11 protein-coding genes are annotated in these 15,111 nt (G+C 61.9%); 4 read left to right on the top strand and 7 right to left on the bottom strand.

Translation table 11 applies throughout. The features are described 5' to 3' along the window. Positions 1 to 2: 2 nt before the first annotated feature. Positions 3 to 746, bottom strand: a complete 744-nt coding sequence (locus KHU30_RS13165; RefSeq protein WP_211443251.1) for a COG4705 family protein — start codon at positions 744 to 746, stop codon at positions 3 to 5. 641 nt (positions 747 to 1,387) lie between these two features. Between KHU30_RS13165 and KHU30_RS13170 the strand changes: the two genes are divergently transcribed. Beyond that, complete coding sequence (locus tag KHU30_RS13170) at positions 1,388 to 4,228, top strand: TonB-dependent receptor (protein WP_211443054.1); 2,841 nt, start codon at positions 1,388 to 1,390, stop codon at positions 4,226 to 4,228. A 153-nt stretch (positions 4,229 to 4,381) separates the two neighbouring features. Further along, positions 4,382 to 4,789, top strand: a complete 408-nt coding sequence (locus KHU30_RS13175; protein WP_211443055.1) for a histidine kinase — start codon at positions 4,382 to 4,384, stop codon at positions 4,787 to 4,789. Between the two features lie 48 nt (positions 4,790 to 4,837). On the opposite strand, the gene map is transcribed toward KHU30_RS13175, so the two are convergent. Both map and KHU30_RS13185 read right to left on the bottom strand, forming a co-directional pair. After that, positions 4,838 to 5,632 carry a type I methionyl aminopeptidase gene (gene map, locus KHU30_RS13180; RefSeq protein WP_211443056.1) on the bottom strand — a complete coding sequence of 265 codons (795 nt, stop codon included), beginning with the start codon at positions 5,630 to 5,632 and terminating at the stop codon, positions 4,838 to 4,840. Then, positions 5,629 to 5,892 carry a ParD-like family protein gene (locus tag KHU30_RS13185; protein ID WP_211443057.1) on the bottom strand — a complete coding sequence of 88 codons (264 nt, stop codon included), beginning with the start codon at positions 5,890 to 5,892 and terminating at the stop codon, positions 5,629 to 5,631. The genes map and KHU30_RS13185 overlap by 4 nt, the downstream gene beginning before the upstream one ends. 249 nt (positions 5,893 to 6,141) lie before the next feature. Here KHU30_RS13185 and KHU30_RS13190 point away from each other — a divergent pair, with 249 nt between their 5' ends. Further along, positions 6,142 to 8,685, top strand: coding sequence for a S9 family peptidase (locus tag KHU30_RS13190; RefSeq protein WP_211443058.1), 2,544 nt, complete (start codon positions 6,142 to 6,144; stop codon positions 8,683 to 8,685). Between the two features lie 152 nt (positions 8,686 to 8,837). On the opposite strand, the gene KHU30_RS13195 is transcribed toward KHU30_RS13190, so the two are convergent. The 4 genes from KHU30_RS13195 to KHU30_RS13210 all read right to left on the bottom strand — a co-directional run bounded on the left by KHU30_RS13195 (position 8,838) and on the right by KHU30_RS13210 (position 12,383). Beyond that, positions 8,838 to 10,094, bottom strand: coding sequence for an MFS transporter (locus KHU30_RS13195; protein WP_211443059.1), 1,257 nt, complete (start codon positions 10,092 to 10,094; stop codon positions 8,838 to 8,840). 167 nt (positions 10,095 to 10,261) lie between these two features. Next, positions 10,262 to 10,960 (bottom strand): dienelactone hydrolase family protein, encoded by a 699-nt coding sequence (locus KHU30_RS13200; protein WP_211443060.1) that lies wholly within the window; start codon positions 10,958 to 10,960, stop codon positions 10,262 to 10,264. 156 nt (positions 10,961 to 11,116) lie between these two features. Beyond that, entirely contained in the window at positions 11,117 to 12,070 is a 954-nt protein-coding gene (locus tag KHU30_RS13205; RefSeq protein WP_211443061.1) for an alpha/beta hydrolase, read from the bottom strand. A gap of 22 nt (positions 12,071 to 12,092) precedes the next feature. Further along, positions 12,093 to 12,383 (bottom strand): hypothetical protein, encoded by a 291-nt coding sequence (locus KHU30_RS13210; RefSeq protein ID WP_211443062.1) that lies wholly within the window; start codon positions 12,381 to 12,383, stop codon positions 12,093 to 12,095. A 67-nt stretch (positions 12,384 to 12,450) separates the two neighbouring features. On the opposite strand from KHU30_RS13210, the gene KHU30_RS13215 reads away from it, so the two are divergent. Continuing rightward, positions 12,451 to 15,066 (top strand): TonB-dependent receptor, encoded by a 2,616-nt coding sequence (locus KHU30_RS13215; RefSeq protein WP_230427359.1) that lies wholly within the window; start codon positions 12,451 to 12,453, stop codon positions 15,064 to 15,066. The last annotated feature ends 45 nt before the right edge of the window (positions 15,067 to 15,111 follow it).

The following is a 15,111-nucleotide window of genomic DNA, read 5'->3' on the forward strand; positions in this document are numbered from 1 at the left end:
TTTCACCTTATCGGTAGTTTGTTTGAAGAATTGGTCATGCTGATTCTGCATACGAGCGCAGCTATGACGGCGAGGAAAACCAGGCTGGTGAGCACCGTTCCCCAGCCGAGCCCGCCATAGCTGCGCGACTGCGCCAGCAGGTCGCCCAGCGAGGCGCCCAGGGGGCGGGTGAGAATGTAGGCAAGCCAGAAAGTCAGAACGGGGCTGGCGCCCAGGCGGTAAGCCAGCGCGGCGACGCCTATCAACGATCCGAATACCAGCACGCCCAGCCTGAAACCCAAACCGAGCGCCTCCGTTGCGAGATCGCCGGCCGCCGTGCCCAAGGCAAATGTCAGCAGGATCGCAGCCCAATAGAAAAGCTCGCGCTTCCGGCTGACGATGGTCAGGATCGACAGGGTCCTCTCCTGCTGGTACCAGATAGCGAAGAGCGCCGCCAGCATCAAGCTGAAAACAGCGGTGCTGAGATAAAGACTGATGCCCAGGCCGTCGGTCAGCGCGTCGGTTATCTGCGTGCCGACCACGCTCAGCAAGACGACCGCGAGCCAATAAATCCAGGGCACATAACGGCTTTTCCGCAATTGCAACGCCAGCGCCATGATCAGCATGGCAGCCGTAATCGCTCCGGTAACGGCGGCGCCAAATCCGACGTGGACCGCAAGGTAGTCGGCGCCTGTTTCGCCGACCGTCGTCGACAGGATCTTGATCAGCCAGAAAACCACGCCGATCTGTGGAACCTTGTTGAGCATGACGGCGCCGCTCCCTGCCGGGAGACCAGCCGCGTTACGCTGCGCGGCGTTTTCGATAGAAGCGTTTAATGTTTGCATGCCTGTGCCTCGCTCAGAAGATTCTTGTTGATGCGGCATATTCTGATGTCGCTTCCTTAGGAGTCACTTAGAGATGCACAGGAAAAATCGGGCAGTGTGCGGTTGCGTACCGAGATAGCGAACGCGCCCTCAAAGGCGCCATTCGTCCTGCCGTCCGCTGCTGAAAATATCAGGCAATACTTAGCGCAAACTTAGTCCTCCGATTCTGTTGTTGCTCAACAGCAGCCTGCTTTGATTGTAATCACCCAGTAACAAAACAAGCCGATATTTGCGCCGTTCCAACGACGCTATCTCACCACTGGCGCCGCTGTGAGCAGGCTATCGGGATATAAAAAAAACCAACCCGTAGGTGTCGTCTGAAAACCAGAAAATGCGATGAATGACATGTGCTTTTTTGATTACGACACTTGCCTTGACTGATACCCAATAAGAAAAGGCATCTGATGCGCCTTCTGCAAAAGAGAAGGCTCCCATCGAAATAAACGGCTCGGATTTTGTCGTTGTGCATGGAAGCAGCCGCCACAACAATCTTCGAGAGGATATCCATCTTTTTTCTACATAAAATGAAACCCATAAATTTGCGTCACACCATATTGGCGGTCTCGATTGCCCATCTGTTTCCTGCCATAGCCCTTGCTGCCGGCGCCATCGATGGCAAGGTGCAGGAAGATGCTGCTGCCAAACGGCCGCTGGCCGGAGTCCTGGTCACCATTCGCGAAACCGGAGCCAGCGCCAGCACCGGCAAAGACGGTCAATTTTCCTTTCACGATGTCGCCCCGGGTTCCTACACGCTGGCGCTGCAGGTAGCGGACCAGGCAGCGATCGACCGCAAGATCACGGTTGCCGATCAAGAGACCTTGCGCCCGGAGATCCTGCTCGAGCCGAGCGCCAGCGCGGCCCAGCAAATCACGGTGCTGGCGCAATTTGCGCCGGCCGCGATTGCACGCGCCGCGCAGCAAGAGGCGCCGAATCTGGTGAATATCACGACTTCTGCGGAAATGAAGAAACTGCCGGACGTGAATACCGGCGAAGCCGTGCGGCGGCTGCCGGGCGTATCGCTGGAGACCGATGAGGGCGAGGGCCGCTACGTCAATATCCGCGGCCTGGATGCCGATCTGAACAGCACGACTTTTGGCGGCGTGCGCCTGCCGCCAACCAATAACGCCTCGCCGTTTGGCGGCTACCGCGCCGTCACGTTCGACTCGATCCCGATCGGCCTGGTCGGCGCCATCGCCGTGACCAAATCCAACCTGCCGGAACAGGATGCCGAAGCGCTCGGCGGCACTATCGAGATCACGCCGAAAACCGCCCCCGCCAACGGCCGTCCGTTCTTGCAGGGAAATGTCGGATTCGGCCGCGAAGAGCTGCGCGGCACCAACATCACGGACATTTCGATTTCCGGCGGCGGCCGCTTCGGCGGATCGACCCCAGCCGATTCCAACATCGTCGCCTACCGCGACCGGCCATTCTCGTTTGTCGGCACGCTCGCCTACTACGAAGACAAGCGCGGCTTCGACGACGTCGAGCCGGCTTATCTTGATAGCGCCAGCTTTCCGCACAACGCGTACTCCGCCATCGACCAGCGCGTTTATCAATTGCATCGCCGCCGCCATGGCTACGGCATCGACCTCGGCTATCGCCCTGACGCGGACAACAGCTACTATTTCCGCGCATTCGACGCCGGTCATACCGAGTCTTACCTGAGCGATCACCTGACCATTACCCCGGACGGCAATCCGGTCGCGCTTGGCAACGGCCAGTACAGCGATACCCTGAATGCCAACGGTGCACTGGTCAAGAAGCTGCGCGATGAACAGGAGACTATCCGCGACCAGGTTTTTGTCCTGGGCGGAAAAAACAAATTCGATGGCCGTACCCTGGACTATCGCGTTGCCTTCACCAAAGGCTCCTACGACAAACCGTACGACTACAATTCGTCCTATACCTATGCGCCGGCCAACGGCGCAAATTCAGATGCGAATATTCTCTACAGCCTTGGCGGCAAGGACTCCACGCCCAAGTATGCGATTTCAGGCACGGCCGCCAATGACTATGCCAATCCGGCAAACTACACCCTGAGCAGTTTCCGCAACAGCACGGCATCCAACTACGACAAGGAAACCTCGTTCGCCAGCAATCTCGATTCGCCCGTGTCCTGGGGCGGCTTTGACGACGAATCCTTCAAGGTGGGCGGCAGCGTCCGGCTGCGCAAAAAGCTGACGACATCGCCGCAATACTCTTACCAGAATTTGCCGGCGATCCCGCTGACGGCTGCCGCCGGCGGACCCAACGTCGTTTACTACGACGGTCAATACCAGAACGGCCCTGCCATCACACCCGGCTATCTCCAGGGACAGCTAGGCTCCGGAACGCAGCAGCCTGGCGACGTGATTTCGACCGCCCAGCAATTCCTCAGCGCCAAGGAAGACGTCTATGCGGCGTATGGCCAGTACCAATACCGGCAAGGCGCCTTCGGCCTGGTCGGTGGCGTGCGTTATGAGGCGACCCGCGATCACTCCGATGCGCTGTCGACGTCCAACAATGGCGCCGATCCGGCGCCTGTGAGCGGATCGCGCCACTATGCGAATTTCTTCCCCAGCCTGCAGGTGAAATATGAATTGCAGCCGGACCTGCAAGTCCGCGCCGCCTACTCCTCGACGATCGCACGTCCCGGCTTCAATCAGGTCAATCCGTCGCTGTCGGTGGACACAGGCGCCGGCATCATTGCGCGCGGCAATCCCGACCTCAAGCCGGCGACCGCGAACAGCTTCGATCTGAGCATTGAAAAATACCTGCCTGACGCCGGCATCCTGTCCTTCGGCCTGTTCGACAAGGAAATCAAGGACTACATCGTGCCGTCCGTATCGACCCAGGTGGTCTCCAACGATGCGATTTTTGCCGGCATCACCGGACCGGTCAGGGTCGCCAGCTATAGCAATGCCGGCAAATCCTATGCGCGCGGCTTTGAATTCAATTACGAACAGCGCTTCAAGAAATTGCCCGGCATCCTGAGCGGCCTGGGCGCCGGCATCAACTGGACATACGTCAATTCCCGTTTTGAAATCCGGCCCGGCGAATATTCAAGCTTGCCGTCATCTTCTAAAAATACCGCCAATGCGACCATCTTCTATGAGCGCAACGGAGTCAACCTGCGCCTGGCCGGCTACTATGTTTCGCGGGATTTGTTTGCGATCCAAGGCACCGGCATCGACGTATATAACTCATCGCGCTTCTCCATGGATTTCGGCGGCACGGTTGCGATCGACAAGAATCTGGCGGTCTATTTCAATGCCAAGAACCTGCTCGATACGCCGCACCGCTTTGAAGAAGGCAGCAGCGACCGCGTGATCCAGCGCGAGTTTTACGGCAAGACCTTCCAGCTCGGCTTGAACTTCAACTACTAATGCCGCCGCCATCCTCGTTCCAGTCCGGCGCCGCCCGCGGCACGGGCTGGAACGCGGAGGCGGCAGGAAACGGCCCTGCTGCAGGTTTATAGGGATGCAAACGCATCACATCCGCTTCACATTCAGATGGACTCTTCTACTAAAGGCAAGAAAATGCAAAAGACAAAAGCAGCTCCGGTATTCACCGCACTGATGGCCGTCACGCTTCTTGGCGCCTGGCACTACACGCCGTCGCTATCCCTGATGACACCGGCAGCGGCCGCTACCGTTTCGGCATTGGGCGATCTGTCGCCGTTTCGCCAGATTGCCGAGGATACGGCGGCCTTGATCGGCAAGGGAGACCTGGCGGCGGCCAAGACCAGGATCAAGGATCTCGAAACCACCTGGGACGAAGCCGAAGCCGGTTTGAAACCGCGTTCGGCTGAAGACTGGCGCTTCGTCGACAAGGCCATCGACCGCGCCTTGGCGGCCTTGCGCGCCAGCCGTCCCGAGCCAGCGCTCTGCAAGCAAACCGTCGACGAGCTGCTGGTCATCATCGACAAGCAGAGCGGCAAGCCATGATGTAAAGCGAAGCGCAGCACACGCCTGAGCGGCTGCCCTGCATGCCGCTCAGGCGATTGCCGCATAAGAACCGCAGCCGTCCGGCCATGGCGTCAATACTTCAAAACCATCGGCGGTCACCGCCACCATGTGCTCCCATTGCGCCGACAAGGAATGATCCCGCGTGACCACCGTCCAGCCGTCGTCCAGCTCCCGGGTTTCGCGCTTGCCGGCATTGAGCATCGGTTCGATGGTGAACACCATGCCTGGCTTCAAGCGTAGTCCTTCACCCCGGTTGCCGTAATGCAGCACCTGCAGGTCTTCGTGGTAGACCTGGCCGATGCCATGGCCGCAATATTCCCGCACGACGCTGAAGCGCTCCCGCTGCGCCACGCTCTGGATGGCGTGGCCGACGTCGCCCAGCGTTGCGCCGGGGCGCACCTGCAGGATGCCAGCCCGCATCGCCTCGTAGGTGGTGTCGACCAGCCGGCGCGCCAGCGCGCTGGGTTCGCCGACATAGTACATGCGGCTGGTATCGCCGAACCAGCCATCGGCGATGACCGCCACGTCGATGTTGACGATGTCGCCATCCTTCAAGACCTCCTGCTCTGACGGGATGCCGTGGCAGATCACGTCGTTGACGGAGATGCACACCGTTTTCGGGAAGCCGTGGTAGCCGACATTGGCAGGTATCACCTTTTGCACCTGGACGATGTAGTCATGGCACAGGCGATCCAGCTGGTCCGTGGAGACGCCCGGTTTTACATGTTCCGCGATCATCAGCAATACATCGGCAGCCAGGCCGCCGGCGATACGCAGCTTGGCGATGTCCGCCGCCGACTTGATCTGGCCCGGCCGGCTCATCGCAAGGCCTTTCGTGCCGGCTTCGGCGCCGCAGGCGGAGGCGCAAGCTCCTGCGTAAAGAACGCCAGGCTCTGGTCGCCCGCCTGCCTGGCGCGCATCAGCAACTGGCAGATATCGCCATGGCAAAGGTCCGGATGCAGTTCGGACAGCATGCCGATGCGCATCCAGTGTTCGGCCTGGGCGTTGATGGAACGGCTCAGCGCATCGCTCGCGCTGCGCAGGTTGTCGTGCATTAGATCGGAGATTTTGACGATGCCCATGGTGATTTTCCCAATATACGCTTTATATACAAAACATATATTAGCATATCCGCCTCGATAGCGAATCCATGGAGGATTTCATCCGGCCACGGCGGCGCGGCATGTCCGTCGCCTGCCGGGGGGTTCGCCGAATTGCTAAAAAAATCTTTAAAAGTGGCCCCTTTTTCAATCTCGGATGGCAATATCAGTAGGGTCGCATACCAAGCCGACACACTCCATACTGCATCCGAAACAAAACTGAGGACACTAATGGCAACAAAATCCCCCCTGACCTGTCTCTGGGTCACGCTGCTGGCGGCCGGCGTCGCGTCGGCGGCGCTCGCTGCCCCTGCGGCCGCGCCGGCAGCGGCGGCCAGTTCCGCCTCCGGCTACAACCAGCCGCCCAAGAACATCCTCGATGTCATGCGCGCGCCATCGCCGCCAGTTCCGGTGCTGAGCCCGACGCATGAGCGCATGCTGCTGGTGTCCTGGCAGGACTATCCGTCGATTGCGCGGGTCGCAACGCCCTTCCTGCGCCTGGCCGGGGTGCGCGTCGAGCCCAGGAACCATAGCAAGCACGATACCCCGGGCGGCTACGGCATCACTCCCTGCGCCAGCAGCTTTGAGCTGGTGCATATCCCGGACGGCGCACAGACGCGCATCGCGCTGCCGGCGGACGCCTGCCCCGGCCGGCCGCTGTGGAGCGCCGACGGCAAACGCTTCGCTTTCGAAAACATCACCGCCGATTCGGTTGATCTGTGGATTGGCGACGCCGGCACCGGCGCGGTCAGGCGCGTGCCGGGCGCGCGCTTGAATCCGATGCTGGAAGACGAGCTGCAATGGATGCCTGACCAGAAGACGCTGCTGGTCAAGCTGGTTCCCGCGCGCATGGGTCCGCCGCCGCCGGAACCGCTGATCCCTGCCGGCCCCAGCATCCAGGAATCGGGCGGCGGCAAAGGACAGAGCAGCACTTATGAAAACCGCGATACGCTGGGCAGCCAGCACGACGAGGATCTGTTCGACTACTACGCCGCCGCGCAGCTGGCGCTGGTCGACGCCGGCAGCCTGGCCGTCACGCCAATCGGCGCCGTCGGCCGTTACGAAACTGTAGAAGCCGCGCCGGATGGCCGGCATGTGCTGGTCAGCGCGATCCGCAAGCCGTATTCCTACGTCACCACCTTCGACCGCTTTCCGCATGAAGTGGAAGTCTGGGATCTCGCCAAGCGCCCGAACATCGCGATGCACCGCATCGCCTCGCTGCCGCTGGCGGACCGGGTCCCGATCGGCGGCGTTGCGCTCGGACCGCGCGATTTTTCCTGGCGCGCGACCGAGCCTGCGACGTTGCTCTGGGCCGAAGCGCTCGACGGCGGCGACTGGAAGGCCAAGGTGCCGGCACGCGACAAGCTGATGCTGTCCAAGGCGCCGTTCGATGCCGCGCCGCTGGAGGTCGCCCGCACAGAACAGCGCTATGCCGGCATCTCCTGGAGCGAGCAGGCGGATCTTGCATTGCTGACCGAATACGATCGCAACCGCCACTGGCGGCGCAGTTTCCTGGTCAATGTCGACGATGCCGAGCAGAAGCCGCGCTTGCTGTGGGATTTGTCGACCGATGAAAAATATGCCAATCCAGGCAGCCCGGTCAAACGCCAGCTGCCCAACGGCGCCACGGTGCTGCGCCAGGACGGCGACGCCATCTTCCTCAGCGGCGTCGGCGCATCGCCGGACGGCGACCGTCCCTTCCTCGACAAGCTCGACCTGAAGACGCTGAAATCGGAACGCCTGTTCCGCAGCGACAAGAGCTCCTACGAGCAGTTCCTGGGCTTCGCCGGAGCGGGTGCGCAAAACTTCCTGACCTGGCGCCAGTCGGTGATGGATCCGCCTAATGCGTTCATCCGCACTATCGGTGCGCCGCTTGATGCTGCCGCCGGAGAAGCTGTCTTTGCTTCGAGCAGCGCCGCCATTACCCGCATCCCGGATCCGACGCCGGTGGTGCGCGAGATCAAGAAGCGGCTGGTGAAATACAAGCGCGCCGACGGCCTGGATCTGTCGTTCACCTTGTACACCCCGCCCGGCTACCAGGAAGGCCAGCGCGTGCCGACCATCCTGTATGCCTATCCGCTCGACTACGCCGATGCGTCCAAGGCAGGCCAGACCACCGGCTCGCAGGAAACCTTCACGCGCCTGCGCCAGTACCGTTTGCTGCTGCTGGCCGGCTACGCCATCATCGACAACGCCGCCTTCCCTATCGTCGGCGATCCGAAGAAAGCCTACGACACCTATATGGAGCAGCTGGTGGCCGACGCCAAGGGCGCGGTTGACGAAGCGGTGCGGCTGGGAGTCGCCGATCCGGAGCGCATCGGCGTCACCGGCCACAGCCACGGCGCGCTGATGACCGCCAACCTGCTGGCCCATTCGGACATGTTCCGGGCCGGCGTCGCCACCAGCGGTTCCTACAACAAGACGCTGACGCCGTTCGGCTTCCAGAATGAGCAACGCTCGGTATGGGAAACGCAGGATGTATACCTGAAGGTTTCGCCATTCTTCTATGCCGACAAGATGAAGACGCCGATTCTGATCGTACATGGCGCGGACGACGCCAATCCGGGCACCACGCCGCTGCAGGCCAGCAAGCTGTATGAGGCGATCCGCGGCAATGGCGGCACCACGCGCCTGGTGATGCTGCCGCATGAACCGCACTGGTATGCAGCGATGGAATCGAACGAGCAGCTGGTATATGAAATGCTGCGCTGGTTCGACACCTATGTGAAGAATGCGCCGCCGCGCGCACCGGCGGTAGCTGCCGCGGCGCCTTAGCAATACTGGCGGCGCCGGGACGGGGAACTGGAAGCCTTGTACCGCCAGGCTCCTCCCGCCCTGCCGCCGGGATTTTGCGTCACGAGCGCCAACCGATGCCGGTTGGCGCTTTTTTACGCCTGCCGATATCCCCGGCTAAACCGATGCACGGCTCAGAGAGCCGTTGCCGGCAGCGGCGCCGCTGCCGTGCCGAGGCTGCGCTGCAGGCGCCATAGCAGCAGCAAGGCCGCCAGCGAGGTGCCGACCAGCACATAGCCCAGCACATCGAAGTGCTGCAGCTTGCCGTCCGCGCCGAGCGTGACGATGTGGCCGGCGACCACCGAAGCGATGCCGCCCGACAGCTGCTGGATGGAGGCGCTGATGGCGCTGAACGAGCCGCGCTGGGTCGCGCTCGGCACCGACGACACCAGCGCCTGGTAAGGAATCATGCGCGAGAAGATGCCGACGAACAGAATCGCATTGACGACAATCAGGCCCGCCAGGGAGGTCGGCCCGAGATGGGTATAGATCAGCACCATGGTAATCGACAGCGCGGTGCCCAGCGTGAACACCTTGAATTTGCCGAAGGCATCCGCGGCCTTGCCGATCAAGGGACCGATAAAGATGGTGCATAACCCTGTGACCAGATAGACCGTCGGCAGGTCGTGCAGGTTGATGCCAAGGTTGTTGACGGCATAAGCGCTGCCGAAAGGCATTAGCATGAAGCCGCCGGTGGTCAGCAGCGAGGTGGTGGCAAAGGCCATCAGGTAGCGCCGCTCGGTCAGCGTATGGAACAGATGCATCCACGGGCTGTGTTCCTGCGGCAGCCCCAGATGCGCGGCGACAGGCTGCATGCGCCACGCCACGAACAGGCCGCCTAGCACGCCGAGGCCGGCCATCGCCAGGAACGGCACATGCCAGTTCCAGCGGTTGGACAGGTACAGGCCGATCGGAATGCCCAGCACCTGGCTGGCGGCGAAGGCCGTCTGGATCAGGCCCATCACGCGCCCGCGCATCTGCGGCGGGAACAGGTCGGTCGAGATGGCCAGCACGATCGAGCCGATGACGCCGCCGAACAGCCCGGTGACGATGCGCGCCAGCAGCAGCATCTCAAAGCTTTGCGCCAGCCCGCACCACAGTGTGCCGACGATGAAGCCGGCATAAAAGAACAACAGGATCTTCTTGCGGTCGAAGCGGTCGGCGAAGCCGGCAGTCAGCAGCCCGGAGATGCCGGCGCTGAAAGCATAGGCGGAAACCACCAGCCCGAACTGCTTCGGCTCGATGGCCAGCGCCGGCATGATCATGGCGCCCAGCGGCGACATCAGCATGAAATCGAGGATGACGGCGAACTGCAGGAACGCCAGCATGGCGACGACAAATTTCTGGTAGCGGGAGAACTGCGTAGACGGAGTAGAGGATATTGGGTTCATGCCACTGGAGACGTTTCACAGGAAGGAATATTGTGGCGGCACGAAAATATTCTTGCAAAGTCATCCGGGATGCAAAAAAACAAATCCCCGGAACGCCGCTCATCGGAGGATGGCGTTTTTGCAAGGCCGGCGGTAGCGGCCGAAACCAGCCGCCGGCCAAGTACGTTTTATAGATGATCGCTGAGGAAAGTCAAGGAATTGCCATGCGCTTCCGCCGCCGCGCGCTGGTTGTAGCTGGAACGGTGCGAGCAGTTGAAGCCGTGTTCCGCGCCCGGGTAGACGTGCACCTCGACGTCGTCATTGTCCTCGAAACGCTCGGCGATGGTCTGCACGGCGTCCAGCGGAATGTGGCTGTCGGCGGCGCCGAAGTGCATCAGCAGCGGCACGGCGATCTCGTCGGCGCGCTGCAGCTGGTTCTGGATGCCGCCGCCGTAGTACGCAATGGCGGCATCCACCAGGCCGTTGGCCGCGGTGTTATACGCGAGCATGCCGCCGAAGCAATAGCCGATGACCGCCAGCTTGCCTTCCAGGCCGGGCTGCGCCTTGAGGGCGGCGACGGTCAATGCGATGTCCCCCTGCGCCTTGGCGACGTCGGTGGCTTTCATCAGTTCGACCGCGCGTTTCCAGCCGGCGTCGTCATAAGTCAGTTCGATGCGCTTGCCGTTGCGCCAGAACAGGTCCGGCGCCAGCACCATGTAGCCGTCGGCGGCATATTGCTCGGCAACCGAGCGGATGTGTTCGTTGACGCCGAAGATTTCCTGCAGCAGCACGATGCCCGGGCCCTTGCCGGTGTGCGGGATGGCCAGGTAGGCGCCGAAAGTGCCGTCGGCGGCCTCGATGTCTATCCATTTGGTGGTAACGCTCATGGTGATTCCTATCTGCATGAAGAATGAATGTCGGGATATTGCGGGAGAGGTAACTTGCGGCGGCGGCAATCATCGGCCTCCAGGCAAACGCCGGCGCCGGAGCAAGCCTATGCCCGAATAGCATGCTACCAGAAGCCGGCGATCGCAGTCGGGGGCCTAGTCCGATCCCATCCAGCCGTTATGCCGGATCCAGGTCTCAAACAAGGCTGGCCACGCATGCACCAGGCTGCCCTGCGGCCCCAGGCCCCAGCCATGGCCGCCTTCCTGGAAAACATGCATTTCCGCCGGAATCCGCGCCGCCTTGAGCGCATTGAACATCAGCAGGCTGTTCTGGATCGGCGAAATCGGATCATCGGCAGCCTGCGCCAGGAAAGTGGCGGGCATCCCGGCGCCGACATGCCGCTCTACCGAAAATGCTTCGCTCTCGGCCGGGTCCGGATGCTTGCCGATGATTTCACGGCGCGAATGCGTATTGTCATAGGGCGGCATGAAGCTCAGCACCGGATAGATCAGGCCGACGAAGTCGGGCCGCGCGGAAAGCTGGTCAGCCACGTCGCTTGCCGCATAACGCGGCGCGTCCGGTTCGGCGGCGGTGGTTCCGGCCAGGTGGCCGCCGGCGGAAAATCCCAAGACGCCGATGCGCCTGGCGTCCAGGCCGTACTTCGCTGCCGAAGCCCGGATCAGGCGCATGGCCCGCTGCCCGTCCTGGAACGGCGCGAGCTTGCTCCAGCCCTCGCCGGGCAGGCGATAGACCAGCTCGAATACGGTGATGCCCAATGCTTGCAGCCAGCGCGCCGCCGGGATGTTTTCCGTGCCGCGCTCGATATGCGCATAGCCGCCGCCGGCGATCACCAGCATGGCGCTGCCGTTGGGGCGCTGCGGGCGATATGCGACCATGCGCGGGCGCGAGATATTGGTTAGCGATCCTTTGACATTGATCCGCTCCGGTCCTTGCGGCCCGCTGCCATCTGGCGGCTTGTCGCCGGGCCACAGAGGAATCTCCGTATCTTCGCCAGACAGAGCGGCAGCGTACAGCTGCCGTGGGCCGGCCAGCGCCGATGCGCCAAGAATGCCGATTCCTAACAGGGTGCGTCGCTTCATGGTGTCCATTTCAAGAATTCCGCCGGGGCAGTCAAGGTTTGCCGCAGGCGCGGACATATCCCGGACGGGATTGCCTGGCCTTGACGGATGCCAGAAGCATAGCCGCGAATCCTGAATTCTGTGCGGATGCATGAACGTTCGTTACAGCAGTGTTGAGAACGCAACTCGCCGCCTCAACAGCGCCGGTTGCATCAAGTCCGCCTGCTCCGGTTCTCTCGAAGCTTTGCGCTGCAGCGCATATTCTCATCTGAAAATATTCGTTACCTTTTGAAAAGCAAAGATACATATTGTCGCCTTGTTCAAATTCCGTTGCACCGCTCATGCGGCTGCCGACGGCGTCCCGGCATGCCGGGATTTTTTTCACCTGACTTATCACTCAATACGCTGCCATGAAACTCACACGACTCGCTGCCATGATCAGCGCCCTCCTTTCAAGCCAGGCGGCCTTTGCCCAGGTCGCCGATGAAATCGCTGTCCGGCAAAAAGCCGGCGTTGCAGCCATCGACCAGGTGATTGTCACCGGCTCCAACATCCGCGGCGCCGCCGCTGCCGGCGCCGCCTCCGTGCAAGTCATCACCGCCAAGCAGATCCAGGCCAGCGGCAAGACCAATCTGCCGGATGTGCTGCGCGCCATTTCCGCCAACAGCGGCAACAGCTTCAATGAGCAATACACGGGCAGCTTCTCCGCCGGCACCGCGGGCGTTTCGCTGCGCGGGCTGGGACAGAAAAACACACTGATCCTGCTGGACGGGAAACGCCTGGCGAACTATGCCACCGCGCAGGATCTGCAAGACACCTTTGTCGATATCAACTCCCTGCCGCTGGCGGCGGTGGAACGCATCGAAGTACTGAAGGACGGCGCCTCCGCGGTCTACGGCTCGGATGCGGTGGCCGGCGTGGTCAACATCATCCTCAAGAAAAGCTATCAGGGCATCGAAACCGGCGGCAGCCTGGGAAAGTCCGGCAGCGGCACCGGGCAGAACGAGCGCACCTACAATATCCTGGCCGGTAAAGGCGATCTGGATAAAGACGGCTATAACGTGTACTTCTCGCTGGACGGCCAACAGCGCCAGGAGCTGCGCGCCAGCGATGTCAACTACCTGAGCAACGCCGATTTCCGCGGCCAGCCTGGCGGGCGCCTGGGCTGGACCCCGACCAACTACTACAACAACGATCCGAGGCAGGGCTTCGCCAACGCCGTCGGCCCGGTGCAACGCGTGCCGTGGGGCGCCATCACACCCGGCAAGCAAGGCGATGTGTGGGCCTACAATCCGGCCCGGTACGACACGCTGATGCCGGCAATCGAGCGTTATCACGCGCTGCTGCATGGCTCGCTGCAGATCAACGACCATGTGCAAGCCTACAGCGAACTGCTGTACAGCCGCAGCTCGGCCAGCTTCGTATTCGGCGGGCCGCTGGCTATCAGCAGCAACCTGCGGGCATGGAACAACGCCAGCCAGACCCTGGTGCCGGTGGACACTACGCTGCCGGCGGGGAATCCGGCCAATCCTTATGGCAAGGGGACGCCGGTCAATACCAACCTGTGGGATGTAGGGGCGCGCAGCAAGACCGACGTCAGCCAGTTCAGCCGCGCCATGCTCGGCTTCAAGGGCAGCCTTGACGGCAAGTGGGACTGGGACGTATCGGCGCTGCACTCGGAAAGCCGCTTGCAGGAAACCGTGGGCAACTTCGGCAACCGTTATGCCTTCCAGCAGCTGCTGGCGAACGGCGGCTACAACCTGGCGGCGACCGGCAATCCGGCCAGCGCCGTCAATGCCTTGCGGCTGGAGACCTTGCGTCCGGCCGTGTCCAGGCTGAGTTCGCTCGATGCGACCATCACCGGCTCGCTGCTGGCCCTGCCCGCCGGCGATCTCGGCTTTGCCGCCGGCGCCCAGTTCCGCAAGGAATCGATCGCTTCCGACACCTCCAGCGCGGTCCTCTCCGGCACGGAATTGCGCCCGGCCATCGACATCATCAACGGCTCGCGCAACGTCACGGCAGCTTATGCAGAGTTCAAGATTCCCGTGCTGAAGACGCTGGAAGCCAATCTCGCCGGCCGCGTCGATCATTACAGCGATTTCGGCACGGCATTCTCGCCCAAGCTCAGCCTGCGCTTCCAGCCGACCGACTGGCTGCTGTTGCGCAGCACTGCCTCGCGCGGCTTCCGCGCGCCGTCGCTGCCTGAGATCACCAGCAGCAACGCGATCAGCTACGGCTCGGCGATCGATCCGCGCGATCCGGTCACGCCCGGCAAGAGCGTCGGCTACACCGGCGTCTACCAGGCCAATCCCAGGCTGCAGCCGGAACGTTCCAAGAACCTCGATTTCGGCGTAGTGCTGTCCCCCGCCAGGAACACCAGCCTGTCGCTCGACTACTATCATATCGAGCAGACCGGCATCATCGGCCCGGACGACGCCAGCTATATCCTGCTCAATGAAGCGCAATTTCCGGGGCGGGTCACGCGCGACGCCCAAGGCAAGCTGCTGACCATCAGCAACCAGTACCAGAACCAGAGCAGCCGCGTCACCTCCGGCCTGGATGTCGATGTGCGGCAGGTGATCCCGACGGCAAGCGCCGGCAAGTTCACCGTACACGGCGGCTGGACCTACCTGATCAATTTCCGCCAGCCGCGCGTGGCCGGCCAGCCAGCCATCGACGGCAGCGGCGTCAACACCTTCGGCGCGCTGCCAAAATGGCGCGGCGTCACTGAGCTCAGCTGGGATTACCGCAATGTTTCCAGCACCCTGAGCTGGTACTACACCGGCGGCTACAAGATCGACCAGAACAGCCTGCAGGACGATTTTCCGGCCGCCGTCGCCCATAACAGCACCTTCGACTGGACCTTGAGCTACAAGGGCATCCGCGACCTGACGCTCAGGCTGGGCGTGCAGAACCTGTTCAACCAGAAACCCTCATGGGATCCAAGCAGTCCGTATTTCGACATCACGCAGGGCGATCCGCGCGGACGCTTCTTTACCGTCGGCGCTAATTATAAGTTCTTGTGATTGACATGCCAGACCTGCCGCAGTCCTTGCGGTCTGCCTGAAAAC

It is taken from the genome of Collimonas humicola, from assembly GCF_018304945.1.
GTDB classification, from domain to species: domain Bacteria; phylum Pseudomonadota; class Gammaproteobacteria; order Burkholderiales; family Burkholderiaceae_D; genus Collimonas; species Collimonas humicola.